Origin of the sequence: Bacillus mexicanus, assembly GCF_050445615.1 — a bacterium.
GTDB lineage: Bacteria > Bacillota > Bacilli > Bacillales > Bacillaceae > Bacillus > Bacillus mexicanus.
This window is the reverse complement of sequence record NZ_JBCEYV010000004.1, coordinates 248,780-266,955: the sequence shown is the minus strand read 5'-3', so window position 1 is coordinate 266,955 and position 18,176 is coordinate 248,780. Positions and strand designations below refer to the sequence as shown.

18 protein-coding genes are annotated in these 18,176 nt (G+C 45.4%); 6 read left to right on the top strand and 12 right to left on the bottom strand.

Annotation, left to right across the window (positions count from 1 at the left end):
* Positions 1–78: 78 nt before the first annotated feature.
* Positions 79–894 (bottom strand): EcsC family protein, encoded by an 816-nt coding sequence (locus tag AAGG74_RS20570; RefSeq protein WP_162104170.1) that lies wholly within the window; start codon positions 892–894, stop codon positions 79–81.
* 118 nt (positions 895–1,012) lie between these two features.
* On the opposite strand from AAGG74_RS20570, the gene AAGG74_RS20565 reads away from it, so the two are divergent.
* From AAGG74_RS20565 to AAGG74_RS20550, 4 genes are all read left to right on the top strand, one after another.
* On the top strand, positions 1,013–1,465 hold the full coding sequence (locus AAGG74_RS20565) for a DUF2188 domain-containing protein (protein ID WP_429677022.1): 453 nt from the start codon (positions 1,013–1,015) through the stop codon (positions 1,463–1,465).
* A 77-nt stretch (positions 1,466–1,542) separates the two neighbouring features.
* Complete coding sequence (locus AAGG74_RS20560; RefSeq protein ID WP_003225121.1) at positions 1,543–1,800, top strand: GlsB/YeaQ/YmgE family stress response membrane protein; 258 nt, start codon at positions 1,543–1,545, stop codon at positions 1,798–1,800.
* A 230-nt stretch (positions 1,801–2,030) separates the two neighbouring features.
* Entirely contained in the window at positions 2,031–3,308 is a 1,278-nt protein-coding gene (locus tag AAGG74_RS20555) for an Nramp family divalent metal transporter (protein ID WP_162104067.1), read from the top strand.
* 106 nt (positions 3,309–3,414) lie between these two features.
* The gene (locus AAGG74_RS20550; protein WP_429677021.1) at positions 3,415–3,681 is read left to right on the top strand and encodes a hypothetical protein; all 267 of its coding nucleotides are present in this window, start codon (positions 3,415–3,417) and stop codon (positions 3,679–3,681) included.
* 299 nt (positions 3,682–3,980) lie between these two features.
* On the opposite strand, the gene AAGG74_RS20545 is transcribed toward AAGG74_RS20550, so the two are convergent.
* The 4 genes from AAGG74_RS20545 to lrpC form a co-directional block, all read right to left on the bottom strand.
* Positions 3,981–5,705, bottom strand: a complete 1,725-nt coding sequence (locus tag AAGG74_RS20545) for a pyruvate oxidase (protein WP_429677020.1) — start codon at positions 5,703–5,705, stop codon at positions 3,981–3,983.
* 65 nt (positions 5,706–5,770) lie between these two features.
* Entirely contained in the window at positions 5,771–6,220 is a 450-nt protein-coding gene (locus tag AAGG74_RS20540) for an NUDIX domain-containing protein (protein WP_162104064.1), read from the bottom strand.
* A gap of 125 nt (positions 6,221–6,345) precedes the next feature.
* Positions 6,346–8,532 (bottom strand): DNA topoisomerase III, encoded by a 2,187-nt coding sequence (locus AAGG74_RS20535; RefSeq protein ID WP_429677019.1) that lies wholly within the window; start codon positions 8,530–8,532, stop codon positions 6,346–6,348.
* 64 nt (positions 8,533–8,596) lie between these two features.
* On the bottom strand, positions 8,597–9,031 hold the full coding sequence (lrpC, locus tag AAGG74_RS20530; protein WP_162104062.1) for a transcriptional regulator LrpC: 435 nt from the start codon (positions 9,029–9,031) through the stop codon (positions 8,597–8,599).
* 185 nt (positions 9,032–9,216) lie between these two features.
* Here lrpC and AAGG74_RS20525 point away from each other — a divergent pair, with 185 nt between their 5' ends.
* On the top strand, positions 9,217–9,507 hold the full coding sequence (locus AAGG74_RS20525; RefSeq protein ID WP_429677018.1) for a DUF3817 domain-containing protein: 291 nt from the start codon (positions 9,217–9,219) through the stop codon (positions 9,505–9,507).
* A 44-nt stretch (positions 9,508–9,551) separates the two neighbouring features.
* Here AAGG74_RS20525 and amj read toward each other — a convergent pair whose 3' ends face one another.
* The 5 genes from amj to AAGG74_RS20500 form a co-directional block, all read right to left on the bottom strand.
* Complete coding sequence (gene amj, locus AAGG74_RS20520) at positions 9,552–10,361, bottom strand: lipid II flippase Amj (RefSeq protein ID WP_225493568.1); 810 nt, start codon at positions 10,359–10,361, stop codon at positions 9,552–9,554.
* 493 nt (positions 10,362–10,854) lie between these two features.
* A complete protein-coding gene (locus AAGG74_RS20515; RefSeq protein ID WP_162104059.1) occupies positions 10,855–11,277 on the bottom strand; it encodes a pyridoxamine 5'-phosphate oxidase family protein in 423 nt (140 codons plus the stop codon).
* Positions 11,278–11,354: 77 nt separating this feature from the next.
* Entirely contained in the window at positions 11,355–11,906 is a 552-nt protein-coding gene (locus AAGG74_RS20510; RefSeq protein WP_429677017.1) for a GNAT family N-acetyltransferase, read from the bottom strand.
* Positions 11,907–11,992: 86 nt separating this feature from the next.
* Positions 11,993–12,496, bottom strand: coding sequence for a D-lyxose ketol-isomerase (lyxE, locus tag AAGG74_RS20505; RefSeq protein WP_429677016.1), 504 nt, complete (start codon positions 12,494–12,496; stop codon positions 11,993–11,995).
* A 15-nt stretch (positions 12,497–12,511) separates the two neighbouring features.
* Positions 12,512–13,372 carry an SDR family oxidoreductase gene (locus AAGG74_RS20500; protein ID WP_429677015.1) on the bottom strand — a complete coding sequence of 287 codons (861 nt, stop codon included), beginning with the start codon at positions 13,370–13,372 and terminating at the stop codon, positions 12,512–12,514.
* A 150-nt stretch (positions 13,373–13,522) separates the two neighbouring features.
* Here AAGG74_RS20500 and AAGG74_RS20495 point away from each other — a divergent pair, with 150 nt between their 5' ends.
* Entirely contained in the window at positions 13,523–14,119 is a 597-nt protein-coding gene (locus AAGG74_RS20495; protein ID WP_429677014.1) for a class I SAM-dependent methyltransferase, read from the top strand.
* A 19-nt stretch (positions 14,120–14,138) separates the two neighbouring features.
* Here the strand turns inward: AAGG74_RS20495 and AAGG74_RS20490 are convergent, their stop codons facing one another.
* Positions 14,139–15,650, bottom strand: a complete 1,512-nt coding sequence (locus tag AAGG74_RS20490) for a class I adenylate-forming enzyme family protein (protein ID WP_429677013.1) — start codon at positions 15,648–15,650, stop codon at positions 14,139–14,141.
* 210 nt (positions 15,651–15,860) lie between these two features.
* Positions 15,861–17,945 carry a BglG family transcription antiterminator gene (locus AAGG74_RS20485; protein ID WP_429677012.1) on the bottom strand — a complete coding sequence of 695 codons (2,085 nt, stop codon included), beginning with the start codon at positions 17,943–17,945 and terminating at the stop codon, positions 15,861–15,863.
* Positions 17,946–18,176 lie beyond the last annotated feature (231 nt).

Here is an 18,176-nt window from a genome sequence, read left to right as displayed (position 1 = left end):
TAATAACAAGCACAAAACATATGAGGTGTTTCACATAAAAAAAGCAGGCGGAGCGCGGTGTCCGTCTGCTTTCTGCTATTACATTTCTCGTTGTGTTTCTTTCAGCCGCTCAAGGATGCGCCGCTTTTTATACAGCATCATGCCTGTTTCGGTAATATCGTTTAATGTTGAGCGGTTGGCTGCGGCGCCAAAGATCATTCCCGCAACCGGCACCAGCTGAAAAAGCTTTTTCCAGCCAAACGTATCGCGATAGCCTAAAATGACTTCACGCCAGCCTTGGATTTGAGATGCGACATTTTTATATGTACGGTCTTGATCATAGTCTTTTAATTCTTGCAAAATTGATTTTTTGCCGACAACATCAGCAGATGTCAGCTGCAAACATTTTACGATGAAGACACGCTCTTTTTTCTCCTTTGGGTTATAGCCGTAAGCAACCGCGATATCCTGTAACGTTTTTAACGACAGGCCAAGTACGGCCGGAATATCTGCCGCCAGCGTAAACACACCGCCCACTCCCGTTGTCGCGCCTTGAACGGTTGCCGTGTTGATTCTGTTTTTGCCCATTCCTTCAGCAATTTCATTCATGAGAGAAAGAGGCGCTTTTCGTACGTCTTCGAGTGATTCGACATTCTCCTCCGGCAGTTTCTTTTGAAACGCCCTGATAATTTGTTTTTCAGATGTCAGGTACTGTCCTCCTGTTTGAACAAAGCTGCCGACCTCATCCAAAAGCTTGCCGATCTTTTTTTGAATGAATGCCGGTGTCAGCTTGTCCAGCAGCTGAAACGGGAGACGGCTGAGCTTTTCCCAAAACCAGACTTTTTGCTGAGCTTTTTCCCATTTCTCTATCTCTTTTAATTGCTGATGTAAGTCTTCTGTTCGTTCTGTTATCACCTCATCCACACGCCCCTTCCGTTTTTTCTACTATATAGTATACCCTTCATTTTCTCGAACACGTTTTTATTTTTCATCTGCGGGTACCATTTTTATAAAAGGAAAAGGAGTGATGGAAATGCCTTGGTCGATGAAGGATTATCCCGCTTCACTCAAAAATCTGGATAAGCCGGTGAAGAAGAAAGCAATTGAGATTGCGAATGCGATGATTGATGAGGGTTATGAGGACAGCCGCGCGATTCCAATTGCGACAAGCAAAGCAAAGGAGTGGGCAGAAAACGCCTCTAAAAAAGAAATGGATGATTTCATCAAGCATGATGATGAGACAGAACGCGACGAAGATTCTAACAGCGGCGGAGACCATGAGCTCATGGATAAAGCAGAGCATGTCATCAAACATAAAAATGGCTGGGCGGTCAAAGCCGAAGGTGCCAAACGTGTCTCTGACATTAAAGAGACAAAAGAAGATGCGATTGAACGGGCAAAGGAAATTGCAGCACATAAAGGCACTGAGGTGATTGTTCATTTCGCTGACGGAAGCGTGCAAAGAAAAATCAAAAAAGAATCATAAAGCGATATGCTTTTCGATGTTTCGAATGCAGCATAAGCGGATATTGATTGATAAAACATTGATGAGAGGTGAGTATGATGATTAGCTTTTTAGTTTCATTAGTAGTTGCAATCGTAATTGGATTAATTGGAAGCGCCATTGTAGGAAACCGGATGCCCGGAGGAATTTTCGGATCTATGATTGCCGGGCTGATCGGCGCTTGGATCGGACACGGACTCCTTGGCACTTGGGGGCCGAGCCTTGCTGGCTTTGCTATTTTCCCAGCCATCATTGGAGCCGCCATCTTCGTATTTTTACTGAGCCTCGTATTTCGCGGGCTGCGTAAGGAAGCCTAGACCCATTTCATGCATGAGGCATCGTTTCGAACTGAAACGATGTCTTTTTTTATATGGACCTTATCTGAATCCCTACATAACATGTTACATATCAGGGAAGAATCCGGATGTGGCTTTTGAACATTTTCAGTTGACAAGAAACCGTGATGATCATATGATGTAGATAAAATAATTTGCCTTAAGGAAACTCTTTGTTGTTTGGCAAAAACCAATTAGAATTTAGGTGAGACATGATGAACAAGGATATCACAGCACAATCTCCCCGTTCCAAAGCAGTCCAAGATGCGCTTGACGGGAAAATCAGAGGGTTCAGAGGGCTGCTTCCTTTTCTGGGTCCCGCGTTTATAGCAGCTATCGCTTATATTGATCCCGGCAACTTCGCAACGAATATATCGGCGGGCTCTAAATATGGATATATGCTGCTCTGGGTGATTTTGTTTTCTAATATCATGGCGCTTTTAATCCAATCCTTATCCGCCAAACTCGGGATCGCAACAGGCAAAAATCTGCCTGAGATTGCCCGCGAAGAATTTCCAAAGCCGGTCTCAATCGGATTATGGATTCAAGGTGAGCTGGTCATTATCGCAACTGATCTGGCGGAATTTATCGGAGCTGCTCTGGGACTGTATTTGCTGTTTGGCATTCCGATGCTTGAAGCCTCTATTATAGCGGCGATCGGTTCTTTTGCGATATTAGAGCTTCAGCGCCGCGGATATCGTTCACTTGAAGCCGGCATTACCGGTATGCTGTTTGTAGTGGTGATCGCCTTTGCGCTGCAAACCTTTTTCGCAAAGCCTGATGCCGCGTCAGTGATGAAAGGCCTTTTTGTTCCGGCTTTTCAAGGCACTGACAGTGTGCTTCTAGCAGCGGGTATTCTCGGCGCAACCGTGATGCCGCACGCCATTTATTTACACTCTGCCCTTACCCAGCGGCGGGTGGTCGGCAAAACTGATGCTGAACGAAAAAAAATCTTCAGGTTTGAATTTATTGATATTTTAATAGCGATGCTGATTGCGGGGGCTATTAATGCAAGCATGCTGATCGTGGCTGCTGCTTTATTTTTCAAAAACGGCCTGTTTGTCGAGGATCTCGATGTCGCATTTCAGCAATTCGGACATCTTGTCAGCCCTGTGTCAGCGGCTTTATTCGGAATCGGCCTGCTCGTTGCCGGACTATCCAGTTCGTCTGTCGGCACGCTTTCAGGCGACGTGATCATGCAGGGATTTATCAAATACCGCATTCCGCTGTATGTGCGCCGGTTTATCACGATTATTCCGCCGATCTTAATCATTGCGTCAGGCGTCAATCCGACGACCGCTCTCGTGCTGAGCCAGGTCGTGCTGTCCTTCGGAATCGCCTTTGCCTTAATCCCGCTCATTATGTTTACAAGCAATAAACGGATTATGGGATCACTGATCAACACCAAATGGGTCACAGTGGCATCATGGCTGATCGCTGTATTAATCGTCGCTTTGAACGTGTTTTTAATTGTTGATGCGTTTCGTTAGAAAAAACCGGCTCTCGAGGCCGGTTTTTGATTTTGAGTAAAAAGCTCATTGATACCCTTTTTGTCAGAAATTTGTTATGATAGAAGAAAAAATCGGAGTTTTGATGATGTCATTATTTATTCTGTTTTATTTATGGATTGTTCCTATTGTCATCGGTATTTTATGTTCTGTTGCTGCCTATAAATCTAAGGGAAAAATGAGGATCGCGCCCGGCATCGCCATGATCGCGCTCAGTATCGTCTCCTTAATCACCGCGTTTACGGCCGGACACACGAATTTCCATGTGTTTATCGGCGGCATGTTTTTATTCGGCACTTTATTGGTTGGTTCTGCTTTTCCTTTCTTTTTTGGGCTCAAAAAGAAAGAGAAATAAACTCATAGAGATATGAGCGCTGTTAGATTTGATAAAAATAAACATATAAAACATACAAGGACAAATGCGCTGATCTTTCTGTTTTGAAAGAAGATGCATTTGTCCTTTTGTCCGTTTTGAGCATGGCGAATATCATGACAAGCTGCATAGATCATTCCTAGAGGCCCTAATAAATACACCGCTAATTTTATAGATTCAAACATGCTTTCCTCCTTTGATTTCATATACTGCTATGGTAACTTAAAATCCATTTGTTTCCAACACTTAAAAACAGGGGTCCTTAATAGGCCCCTGTTTTATTAAAATAACCGTTTTAAACTTTTCTTCAGTGACGGCATTTCAATTTTTTGGTTTTCGAAGAAGTTTTTCAGCATGTACTTGCTAAAGCCTTTTGCCTGCCCGTAGGTGATTTTTCCCGGCAGCGGCGGTTCATTTCCAATCGTGACGTCCACCACAACCGGCTGGTCAGCGCGCAATGCCTCATGGAAAGCCGGCGCAAGCTCTTCAGCTTTGGTTACCTTGATGCCTTTTGCCCCGCAGCTTTCTGCAAATGCAGCATAGTCGACATTTTGAAGGTTTGTGACAAAGTCGATATTGCCTTTGACCTGCTGCTCATATTCGATCATGCCCAGATTTTCGTTGTTTAAAATGACGACGGTGATCGGGAGTTTGTATTTGACGGCGGTCGGGAGATCCTGCATGACCATGGAAAAGCCCCCGTCACCGCAGACAGCGATCGCCTGACGCTCCGGTTCGGCCAAGCTTGATGCGATCGCTCCCGGCAGGCCGCAGCCCATTGTCGCAAGCCAGCTGGACACGATAAAATCCTGATTCGCATTCATTTTGAAATGACGCGTCATCCAGACTGTTACAGTGCCGACATCTACAGAGAGCACTGCATCATCGGCTGCTGCTTCCTGGAGACGCGCTACGACTTGCTGGGGTTTGAGAGGTGTTTCCGCCTCACTTTCATCTTTTTCAATTTCATTCCACCAATGCTGCATATGTTCCGTGCAGGCATCTAAGAATCTTCTATCTTCCTTCCGTTCAATATACTCGGTCAATTCACGCAGGCCAAGAGCAGAATCGCAGACAAGGCCGGCTGTCACCGGATAGCGTTTTCCGATTTTCGCCGGGTCTGAATCGAGCTGGATGGCCGGTGTGTCATCAGGCAAATAATCACGGTATGGGAATGACGTTCCGAGCATGATTAATAAATCGCATTCCTCCATTGCCTCGTAAGCCGGCTTCGTGCCAATCTGTCCGAGATTGCCGAGAAAATGCGGATGCTTATCAGGCACAACGCCTTTTGCCGGAAGTGTGACTACAATCGGCGCGGCGGCTTTATCCGCAAACTCCAGAAGTTCCTGTTTTGCCTTTTTCATTCCCCGGCCCGCCAAGATAATCGGCTTTTTGGCATTATTAATATATTGCGCACAAGTGACGAGCTGTTCCTTTTTCGGTTCAAGGTTCCCTTCAATATACACGGGTGAAGTGTACACAGGCTCGCGTTTAATTTTCTCTGCAAACAAGTCATCAGACACGCTCAATACCGCGACGCCTTTTTTGCTGTAGGCGGTGCGAATCGCTTGGTTCAAAAGATCCGGCAGTGACTCGGCACTATGTACCTCTCTGTTGAACACAGCTACGTCTTCAAACATTTGTTCAAGCTTAATCTCCTGAAAATAATCCCGTCCGACCTCGCCTGATGAAACCTGTCCTGCAATGGCCAATACAGGGGCGCCGTCCGCTTTTGCATCATATAATCCGTTTAATAAGTGTACTGCACCCGGTCCTGCGATCGACAGGCAGACACCGATTTTGCCGGTGAGTTTCGCTTCAGCCGCAGCCGCCAGCGCTGCCACCTCTTCGTGGCGGGTTTGAATAAATTTCAATTGACTGCTTTCGTGTCTTAATTCTTCAACAAACTCATTTATACTGTCTCCAGGGATGCCGTAAATATGATTAACTCCCCATTGTTCCAGCAATTCTGTCATCGCTTTTCCTGCAGTTTTTTGTGCCATGCCGTATCCTCTCCTTTTTCTTTTTCATACCACAGGAGAAACGCTTTAAAACCCGGAGACTTCTATCACTTGCCCAATCTTCTTTTCAACAGTCCGATTGCCGCGAGCATCCCTCTGTCTTTGAGGATGATGGTCGCATCTTGAACACCCTGCATAGCATCTTTGATTTGTTTTTTTCGATTGGGCACCATCAAAATTGGCAAACACTTCGGAGAAAACCACTTCAGCCCCGCTGTCTCTATGCCGTTTTCTATTGCTTGTCCGCCTGTTATGTATCCGGAAAACATGTGCTGTTCATCTTGAAATTTTGGTCTTTGATAGACACCTATTTTTGCAGAAAGCGATGCGCTATATCCCGTTTCTTCCGCTACCTCCCGGACTGCTGCTGCCTCAGCCGTTTCCCCGGGATCGACCATGCCGCCCGGCAGATCCCATAAAGGGACGTCTTTTCGTTTCACCAGCAGGATCCGCTGATTTTCGTTCAGTACGATCACAAATGCGCCTTGTGTATACATGGCAGTTCTCCTTTTCCCGCAAAAAAAGGACCAAGGTGATACCCTTGATCCTGTAGCTTTCTTTTAAAATGATACGGCAGCATGGCTGCCATTGTGCCTTTTTCCAGAGCAGCTAGTTTTCTCTGTTATTTATCCAAACCGAGTTTCTTCAGCTGTTCTGCCAGCGCGTTGTTAATCGGTTCGTCTTTCGTATTTTGTTTTTTCATATAAGAAGAAACGTCCCGTTTGGAAGCGCGTCCTTTGTCTTTGTTTTTTCGTTTTTCAAATACGGAAAGCTTCTCACGGTGCCCGCAGACACATGCGAAGGTTTGACCCTCACCTTGGCCGCGAAGCTCCATTTTTTTATGGCAGTTCGGGCAGCGTGCGTTTGTTTTTTTGGCAATCGTTTTTCTGCTTCCGCATTCACGGTCTTGGCAAACGAGCATCGTGCCGCGTTTGCCGTTCACCTTCAGCATCATTTTGCCGCATTCCGGACATGCCGTTCCTGTGATATTGTCATGTCTGAATGTCTGGCTGCTGTTTTTGATTTCTTTGACCGTTTGGTTGGCATAAGCTTTCATGTCTTTAACAAAGACAGTTGATTTTAGTTTTCCGGCGGCGATCGCAGAGAGCTTTTGCTCCCATTCTGCCGTTAAGGCCGGTGATTTCAAATCGTCCGGAACTAGCTGCAGAAGCTGTTTTCCTTTAGAAGTGATAAAAATATCTTTATCTTTTTTCTCGATTAAAAAGCTGTTGAACAGTTTCTCAATAATGTCTGCACGCGTTGCCACTGTGCCGAGGCCGCCTGTTTCTCCGAGCGTTTTGACGAGACCTTTTTCTTCTCCCTGCATAAAGGCGCTTGGGTTTTCCATTGCTGACAGCAGGGTTCCCTCGTTAAAGCGGGCAGGCGGTTTCGTTTGACCGCTTGTTTCCGTTAACGTGCGGACGGCAAGAGCATCGCCTTTTTGAAGGGCTGGGAGGGTCTGATCTCTGTCATCCTCATGCTCGTCATCTTCATCCGCCATATCATAAACGGCTTTCCACCCTTGTGACTGCACGGTTTTGCCTTTAGCGGTAAAGGTTTCTCCGCCGATCTCTGCTATGACCTTTGTTTCCTCATATTCAAACGCCGGCATTAATACAGCTAGAAAACGTTTCGCAATCAGATCATACAGCTTGCGTTCTTTGTCACTCAGACTGCTGAGAATGAGCGGCTCTTCGGTCGGGATAATCGCATGGTGATCTGACACCTTCGCGTCATTGACATAGCCTTTATGGGATTTGATGCCGCGGCTTTTAATTTGGCGGGCATATTGGGCATACGGTTTTACTTCCATGCCTTCCAGACGGTCTTTTAACGTCGGGACGATGTCACTGGATATAAACCTTGAGTCTGTTCGCGGATATGTGACAAGCTTATGCTGCTCATATAGCTTCTGCAAAACAGAAAGTGTCTCTTTGGCAGAAAATCCGAAGCGCTTGTGGGCGTCACGCTGCAGCTCAGTTAAATCATAAAGCGCGGGAGCAAAGCTTTTTTTCGCTGTTTTTTTCAGTTCAGCAATGACCGCTTGCTTTCCGTCAAGGTCTTTTAGCAAACGGCTTGTCACGTCTTGATTGAATGTTCTCGTTTGCTTTGATTTTTTATCCTGCCATGTCAGCGTCATGCCCTCGACCGCTGCGCGGATGCCGTAATAAGGAATAGGCGTAAACGCTTGAATGTCCGCCTCGCGCTTTGCAATCATGGCAAGCGTCGGTGTCTGTACACGGCCGCATGAAAGCTGGGCATTGAATTTTGTGGTGAGCGCACGGGTCGCGTTAATTCCCACGATCCAATCCGCTTCCGCTCTGGCGACAGCAGAATGATACAGGTTTTCGTATTCTTTGCCGCTGCGCAGCTTTTGAAAGCCTTCCTTAATCGCTTTATCTGTCACAGACGAAATCCACAGCCGTTTGATCGGTTTGCGGACATTCGCTTTTTCAATGATCCAGCGGGCGACAAGCTCTCCTTCCCGGCCTGCATCAGTCGCGATGACGATCTGGTTGACGTCTTTACGGGTAAGCTGGGATTTGACCGCATTGAACTGTTTTCCGGTTTTCTTAATCACAACAAGCTTTAAGGGTTCGGGGATAATCGGCAAATCCTCCAGCCGCCATGATTGAAACTCTTTTCCATAGCCTTCCGGATCAGCGAGTGTCACTAAATGGCCCAAAGCCCATGTAACAATATATTGATCACCTTCGAGATAACCATTTCCTTTTTTATGACACTTCAGTACCCGGGCCAAATCCCGGCCGACTGAAGGTTTTTCAGCTAATACAACTGTTTTTGACATGCTTGATCACTTCTCTTTCTTTCACGCTCATCCTGCTATTATAACAGACTTCGCGCAGTACTCTCTAACCGCGCCCATTTTTCGTGTCAATTTCTGAGAAAATGACGTGAGTGACGGTTTGCGCGTATGGCGATGTTTTGTTGATGAAATCTTCTACCGCTTCGAGGCTCTGAGCATTAATTTTCAGCATATAGCAGGCTGCACCCGCAATTCGGTAGCAAAATTCGATATTCGGCAATGTTTGAATATAGTTTTTGAACCGCTCGTAATCCCCGTTTTTGACAGTTGCTTCTACAATACAGGAAACGGGAAACCCCAGTTTTTTCTGATCGACCTCCAGTGTGTATTGCTTGATGATCCCAAACGATTCAAGCTGCCTCACCCGTTCTGTCACAGATGGCGGCGACAGCTTAATTTTTCTGCCTAATTCCCTCATCGACAAACGGCTGTCTTTCTTCAGCTCTGCAATGATATTCAGATCAATTTGGTCAAGTTTCATGTCAACATCCTTCTTTACTCATGTTGTACACATTATCTCGGGTATTTTTGCAAATGACAAGTACAGCCCGCTAGAGCTAGGTTGTAAAAATGAATGTTGTTTGAACATTTTCTGAAAACTATCATGTCCGCTCGCCGTATTGTTTATCATATAGAAAGAAAACACACCCACAAGGAGGGCGATTTATGTTGCAAACGCCGATCGGAAGACTTCGCACGATGGGTTTTATTGAAGGAATGTCACTCTTAACTCTTCTGTTCATTGCCATGCCGCTGAAATATTGGGCAGGCCTTCCGCTTGCCGTAACAATTGTCGGTTCGGTTCACGGCGGGTTGTTCATTTTATATTTACTTGTCTTGGCGTATGCGGCTTTCTCTGTCAAATGGCCGCTGAAATGGTCAGCCGCCGGATTTATCGCCGCTTTTGTCCCATTCGGAAACTTTTTGTATGACCGCGGATTAAGGAAATATAAATAAGGAAACGCGAAAAAGGCTGGATCTTTATGATCCAGCCCTTCTTATTAAAACCACTTTGTCAGCCACGCGATATAGTAGGCGCCCGGAATAAACATAAGCTGGGCGAGGAGTGTGCCCGCCACCCTTGAGGTAACCATTGTGATAGAGGCCCACTTTAAATACGTATAACTTCTTTTTCCTTTTGCCACGTCATCGGCGAGAACAGATACCTTAGGATCAACAAAAATGGCCAGCAGCATCGTCGCAATCCCGTTGATCAAACCCGATGCCATAACGGCTGTCGTACTGCGCTCCGGTGCCAGAAGGCCTGCATACAAAGCTGAAAGCACGCCGATCGTATAAATCGATGTAATCAGCATGTTGATGACAAACAAACGCTTCGGAATCAAGCGTATGTGAAATCCTTTCACATACGAAAGAGACGGCAGACGCAAATAGGAGAGCGCGTTTTTGAATCCTTGTTTCGAGAATCCCTTCCGAAACACTTGTAAAACAGAGCCGCCGCCGCTCGCCAAGTGAATTATCGCCCGTGAAAATAAAGCGACAAAAGACGGGAGCAAGAGAATACCCAGAATGGTGCCAACTGTCGACCCAAAAATCAAGAAGCGAAACTGCTCGCTGACAATCGACAGAGCGTTTTTTCCCGCGTCATCAATTAAATGTCCGGTAAAGGGCTGCTGCACCATGTTCGACATTCTGGATACGATGACCATGACATTGAATAGTGAAAGCGCAGACGCAATAAATCCTACGCGAGCCCCGGAAAGCCTTGTGGCATAAGCTAAGGTTTCTATCGAGTGAATCAGCAATAAAAAACAGAAAATAAAAAGCACCTGTGTTGTGATGACATGCACGTTATTCTTCCTCCAATTTCATCCTAGAGATAAGACTGTAAAGAAGATAGAGAGGTTTCAGTTTACAATAAAAAACCGCCGGCGTACGCCGAGCGGTTTGTCTTATTCTTTTCTATATGCAAATAAAGATTATATCATCCGCCTCATCAGGCGGGTTAGATTCATAAAGCATTGTTCCGAAGAATCATTCTGGAAAGTAAACACCATGGAAATTTCTTGAACACAAGACAACGAAAGCCCTACCTCTCAATCGTCACTGCGGCTCCGAAGCCGCGCCGGTGTGAATTGTAAAACAAAAAAGTCTTTTTTCCATCTCATCGTTAGGGGCGATTTGTTATGAAGGAAAAGAATAAGGACAGCTAGTATGCTGCTCGTGAAGCGGTAAAGCTTCTATCTCAAAACAGAAAAAAGAAGTTTACTTTCTTTTTTATTTGCTTATTTATCTTGCTTATCTACTCATGATAACATATCGCCCCTGCAAATGCAAACTTTTTTATAAGTCGAGTGAAACTGGCGTTTTTTCTCCGGCATTCATTAATCTGATATCCTCCGGTTCAATTTCAAGAATCACCAGATTCGGATCATCCTTACCGTCAAACCAGCGCTCTAATTGAGAATTCCAGATTTTGTCCTTCAGTTCGGCTGAATTGTTGATTTTGGCCTTTCCGGCAACTTCCACATACGCGTCACCAAAGCCTTCACCATCATAGCCTAATAAAATATGGACATGAGGGTTGTTCTCAATTTCTTCCGCTTTATGAGTTTCCTTGCTTGTCGGTGTGTAAATTGTCAGACCGTCATGGAAAAAAGTCATGTAGCGGGAATGCGGCTTGCCCTTTTGAACTGTAGCGAGCGAACCTACTTTATGGTGATCTAGAACATCAAATACTTTTTGTTTCATATCTTGCTGATTCATCGTGAATCACTCCTTTTCAACGTCTCCGCTTTTACTTTTCCACACACGAAGAAGATTTAAACAAGAAAATGTGCGCTTTATTTCGATTCTTTCCATTCACGCTTCAGCAAGCTGTAATAGACAAGGTCATGATACCTGCCTCCAATGAATAAGCCGTCCCGTGCCTTCCCTTCCTCCTGAAAGCCGAGCCGCTCCGGGACCGCTCTGCTTTTTTCGTTCCCGACAGCCGCACATATCGCAACACGGTTCAGCCCAAACTCTTCAAAAGCATACGAGATCAGAGTTCGGCAGGCGGCGGTCATGATGCCTTTGCCTTCATACTCTTTGTCAATCCAATAGCCAATTTCCGCTTTTCGATTCACTTGGTCTAAATTGTGGAGGCCGATCATGCCGCATAGGCTGCCGTCATAGAAGAGCCCAGCTTCGATGCCATTCAGGTCGGCATATTGCCGCCGCCAATCTGGAATAAGTGTTTCTCGATACGTTTCAGCGCTGCTTGGGTTTTCCGCAAAAAAGAGCCACCGGCCGAGACGCTGCTGATTTTCGATAATCAGTTCGGCAAGCCGATCCGCATCCTTTGGCTCCAGCAATCGAAAGATGATGTACTCATTTACCTTGCAGGTGAACATTCCCTCGCCCTCTTTCCTTTTTTACCCATTATAGCGGTGATTCTGTTTTTTCAATACAAAAAAGGATGGGCTGTTACGCCCCATCCTTAAATTCTTGGATCTGTAAAGATATCATGTTTATCTGTGCTCGTCGAAGACATTTCCGTCACAACGGCTCCTTCTTCCCCGGCCTGGAACCAATGCTTGGTGTTCGGCGGGATCGTATATTGCTCGCCTGGTTTAAGCTCAATTTCGTGCCAGACTGTATAGTATTCTTTGTCCTCTTGCGGAGGGAGAACCTTTGGAAGCTGTGTTTCTTCTCCTTCTACATAAAGATATACTTTTCCATAACGGCAGCGGAATGTCTCTTCCTTGCCTTTCTGGCCGTTGACCGGCGGATGGCGGTGTTCCGGGCAAGTCTGTCCCGGAAACAGCACCAGTTCCTTTGAGCAATAACGGTCTGTATTCACATAGATGAAGAGCTGGAGTCCTGCTTTTCTTTCTTTTCCTAAGCCGTAGTCCATCAGCTGAATTTGGTCTACTTCCTCATCTGTTAATACAATACCGGCTTTTTGATAATAGCTGTTTACTTCTTCTTTCGTGATACCCACATGTTTCACTCCCTCTTATGTCGTCACAAAACTGCCGCCATTAACGTGCAGTGTTTGGCCTGTCATGTAAGATGACTCGTCTGAAGCAAGCAGCACATAAGAGCCAACGAGCTCAACAGGCTGTCCCGGACGGCCCAGAGGCGCATTTTTTCCAAATTGAGCGACTGTCTCTTCTGAGAATGTAGACGGAATTAATGGCGTCCAAATTGGTCCCGGTGCAACTGCATTCACTCGGATTCCATCACTGGCAAGCGCCTGTGCCATTGTTCTTGTAAAGGCATTGATCGCACCTTTTGTCACTGTATAATCAATCAGCTTCGGGTTTCCTACGTACGGATTGATGGATGTCGTGTTGATAATAGTACTGCCCGGTTTTAAGTAATCAATTGCTTTTTTAGTCAAATAAAATTGTGAATAAAAGTTTGTTTTGAATGTGCGGTGAAGCTGTTCACTTGAAATATCTTTGATACTGTCCTTAGGATGCTGTTCACCGGCATTGTTGACAAGAATATCTAGGCCGCCTAGCTCCTTGACCGTTTTTTCAACCGCCTCATTGCAGAATTCCTCTTCGCCTACGTCACCAGGGATCAGCAGGCATTTTACGCCTTCTTGTTCTATGCGTTTTTTCGTCTCTTCTGCGTCCCCATGCTCATCTTTATATACAATGGCGACATCCGCACCTTCTTTTGCGTATGCAACAGAGACCGCGCGTCCGATCCCGCTGTCACCGCCTGTAACAAGCGCTGCTTTTCCTTTTAATTTGCCAGAGCCTTTATAATGTTCGTATTCGTACACCGGGGTTGGATTCATTTCACTTTCAAGTCCCGGCTGACGATTTTGGATTTGTCCCGGCAGTTCATTTGGATAATTTGTCATGATGAATCTCCTCCTTTGTTTTCATGTCTATTTGTTGTGTACCTCACAAATTCTTGCGATAAACATGGTTCAGCACCTTCACATTGTTTTATCAGAAAAATGTTTCACATGAAACGTAAGGAGGAAATAACTTGCAAAGGGGGTTGCTGAATGATTAATATGCTTTCAAAAAAATTCAGCAGGCCAAAGGGCGTAATCGGTATGATAGCCGGGTACATCATGGCTGCTGAAAATCAGACACTGAATCAGTGGACAATAGATCAACTGGGGATCACACATGGGGACAGCATTTTAGAAATCGGGTTTGGGCCGGGATACTGCATGCAGCAGATGCTGAAACGTGAGAAAAGCATTCATCTTTATGGGATTGATGTATCAAAGGCTATGCTGAAGCTGGCCGCCCGCAGAATAAAATCGAAAGGTGTGTGCCTCATACAAGGAAGTATCGAGACATTTCCTCTCTCCGACTCGTTTTATGATAAAGTCATTTCCGTTAACAACTACACCATCTGGAATGACCAGACAAAAGGCGTGAAACAGATTTATCAGGCGCTAAAGCCCGGCGGAAAAGCTGCGATTACGATGCAGCCGCGGGAGGCTGATGCCAGTCCCGAGAAAACAAAATCATTTGGACAACAGATGATTGCCGACTTCCAAGCAGCCGGATTTGAAGACATAGAACTGCAATTTAAACATATTAAGCCTCAGCTTTCCGTCTGTGCAACCGCAAAAAAGCCCGCCACATAATGAAGTGACGGGCATTTTTTTATGAATGTACGGCCTGCTTGCGCAAGACGTCCTTTTTCACCTTGCCGAGGTTATTTTTCGGCAGTTCGTTCACAAACTCAACTTCAGGTATTTTATAAGCGGACAGGCGTTCTTTACAATATGCGATGACGTCCTCTTCTGTTAAACGCTTGCCGCCGTTTGTCACGATAAAAGCGCGCGGTTTTTCTCCGTACAGCGGGTCTGGTATACCGACCACAGCCGTTTCAAGAATTCCCGGGATCTGCTGGATAACTTCCTCAACCTGATCCGGATAGACGTTATCGCCTCCGTAAATAATGACATCCTTGTAGCGCCCCGTGATGAAAATAAAGCCATCTTCATCCACGTAGCCTGAATCTCCGGTTTTGAACCAGCCGTTTTGCAGCACTTTTGCCGTTGCTTCAGGATTGTCTTCATAGCCTTTAAATAAGAATGGCGTGTGAACAACGATTTCGCCGATCTCACCTTGACGGAGCTCTTCTCCCGTCTGCGGATCTTCGACTTTCACCTTCACACCCTCCACAGGTTTTCCTGCTGATGCCGCTTTATCCATTCCCATCTCAGGCATCCATGTGCTGATTCCCCAAGCTTCAGTGCTTCCATAGCCGTGTGCGAGCGGAATGCCGATATCAGAATAGCGGCGGATCAGGCTGCTCGGCACTTTTGTACCGCCTGTCATTAAAATCACGAGCGAAGAGATGTCGGTTTGGTGCTTTTCCCATGCTTCGAGCAAATACGTGTAAAACACAGGAAGAGCCATCACGCTTTGAATTTTTTCTTCTTCAATGACCTTCAGCATATCAACAGGATCTTGATCCTTTGTAAAAATGAAACTCGTTCCTGCAAAGGTTCCCAGCATGATGCAAATGAGCGCACTCGTATGATAAATCGGGTGGCACGCAAGAAAACGAAGCCCCTTCATACGTGTTGCTGAGCTAGTGGATTTTTCTACGTATCTGTATATGCCGCCATGTGTGATCATGCATCTTTTCGGGTTTCCTGTCGTTCCAGACGTAAACATCAGAAGCGCCGTATCATCAGGGGAGACCATTTCAGTTTCAGGCAAATGGGCAGGACCCGCAAACAGAGCTTCAAATTCATCAGATGTTTCGTAAGCTGTACCTGTTTCCATCATAATCTGGAGTGAAGACAGTTCAGGAAGAACTTCATTGAGTGTCTCTTTAAACTCCGCTCCGTAAAACATCGCTTTCGGTTCACTCGCTTTTAAAATGCCTGTCATTTCATATGGTTTCAGCTGCCAGCTGACAGGCACCACAACAGCACCTATTTCAAGCGCTGCGAACATAACAGTTGATGCAGGATGGCCGTTTTTGCAAAGCAGTGCGACACGGTCTCCTTTTTGAATTCCTTTTTGCAGCATGGCATTTGCCAGTTGATTAATCCGCTTACGGTATTCTTTATATGTCAGTGTATGAGCTCCGCTTTTTACAGCCTCTATTTCTTCGCTATCCGGCATGTCATGCAGGATCAGATGCTGTAGTGTTTCCATATCGTCATCTCCTATATTCTCATTAATCTTCAATTATTTGTTAGATTTTCTTCCTTGCATCACCCATTTTAACCCAAAAAAGATAACTTGTAAAACTATTTCATTTTGGAATTATTCCATTGATGAATGATAAAATAGTCCTATTTTTCTTATTTTGTACCCTATCCACATAAAAACACACGTCAATTTTTTGACGTGTGCCCTGCCGGATTACAGTATGTTTTTCTCCTGCATCCATGTGAAAAATATGCGGTTTAACCGTTGGTAGAGTTCAGGTTCTCCCTCTTCCTGAAACCCCGCCAGGCTTTCGCTGCTCTCAATAATCGCCGAGCTGATCGCGCTTAATATCTCCGATCCTTCAGCAGATAATGAGCCCGGCGCCATCATAACGAGGATGCGTGTCATGAGGAGGGTATTTCCGTCCATGCCATTCACTTCATAAGAGGTGTTAAGATCATATATTTTGAAAAAAGGCAGGACAATTTCATCATTTTTGAGATGATAAAGCGCCATGTTTGTTTCCGGTATTCCCAATCCGCCTTGTTTTTCCCGCTCCGCCAGGCAAACCGCCGCTTTTTTCGGATCATGGATCAAGCCCTCTTTCTTCAGCTGTTGAAAAAGCTCTAGGTGGAGCATATGATGATCCGGTTTTGTACTGAGGTGAGTAAGCGTAAAGTGACGCAGAACATCTTGAGTGACAGCCATATACCGCCCCATGCTTTCCGCCGCTTCCAGCATATCAGGTACGTCAGCTTGCTGCTCCTCTTTCTTCGGGCTTCTTTTTTTCTCAAGTATAAGCGGAATGTTCCGCTTGATATACTGCTTCACCTGATTTGCGTCTTCTTCATTTAAAAGCGGGCTGACCATAATATAATCGATGTTTTTGTAAGGAATCGGGACGGTGGAAACGATCATATCATAAGCGTGAACATCTTTGCTCTTCAGCTCGATCAAAGATGACATGTCAAATGATTGAATGTCCGGCAGTTCTTTCTTTAGTCTGGAAGCAAGCATTTTCGACGAGCCGATTCCGCTTGAGCAAACGACAAGCGCTTTCAATTTTGCTTCTTCTTTTTTGATTTCAAGAGCAGAGCCGAAGTGAAGAACGATAAAAGCGATCTCATCATCAGAAAAAGACATACCCGGAAAATACTGATCGACACCTTCCTCGACCGCCATATATAGCAGAAAATAATCGCGTTTGATCTGTTCCTTCATTGGATTGTATATCTCGATATTCTCTTTAATGCGGCTGACGGCTGGCTCCAAGTGGGCGATCAGCCCTTCATATAAAGAGTAGTTTTTCGTAAGATCGATTCTGATTTTTTCTGAAATAAAAGCAATGAGCCGTTTCGTTTGCAAGGCCGTTTCCAGTTCGATTTCCTGTGCTTTATACTCTGTTTTGTATTTGCGGTTGGCGCTTCGAAGATGGATTGTCATATAGCCGACCTCCGTCTCTGGAATCGTCACGTCGAAAGCACGTTCAAGCTCGCCCGCGATCTCAAGCGCGGAGCTGTATTCTTTTGCGTTCTTCAAATCCTCAAGCTCAGTTTCCTCCATGGTAATGGTCTCCCCAAGCTTGATGCGTTCGATCGCATACGTCAGATGGACAACGAGCGCTATATAAGAGCTGTCGGATAACGAAAAGGCGATTTTTTCTTTCAGACGAAATAAGATCCCCTCCATTTTTAACAGCTCGCCTTTGCTGACGACACCGAACATTTTCTCTGAAGAATCGTTTTTTCCTTTGATGTTTACTTCAACCGCTTCCAAAAACATTTGGATGTCGAGGCGGTTCACAATGAGGTTGCCGACAATTTTTCGTTTTGCATTTTCCGGCCCTATAAGCTGGATGCCAAACCCCCTTTTACGGATCAGTGTCAGTCCGAAAGGTGAGATCCATTTCTCCAACTCGTCTAAGTCATAGCTGATTGTGGCGTTCGTCACCTGCAGATCTTGGGCCAGCGTGTACAGCTTAACAGGCTCCTGAGACTCTAATAACGAACAAAGGATGAGCAGTTTCCGTTCATCAGTGCTGTATTCATGCTGTTCATATGATAAATCGGTCAGCATCTTTTGTTTATCCTCGGAACTTCCCACCGCCTTCAATCCTTTGCCGGGCTGTTTATCGAGCATAAGCCCGGCCGCCTCCATCAATGGCTTAATGGATTTCAGCTCCCTGTGAATGGTTCTTGTGCTGACTCCCATCAATTTAGCAAGCTCAGTTACGGTTACATATCGGCTTTGCAATAACAAGTGCTTTAACAGTTTTTGTTCTCTGGCAGTCATATACATAAAAAGGCCTCCTAGACAATCATGATGTGCAGATGAAGCCGCAAGGAAAAAGTGAGGTCTTCTTTTAAATATAAAACGCTTTCATTGAAGATTCAAACACTTATAAATGGAAATTTGGCACTAAGCGGTGTGACAATATTGAAAAAGCACCAGCTGCTAAGCTGGTGCTCTTTGTTAAGTATATTGTAACATGCGCGGCTGCATAAATGCGAAACCACCGATTCTGATCAA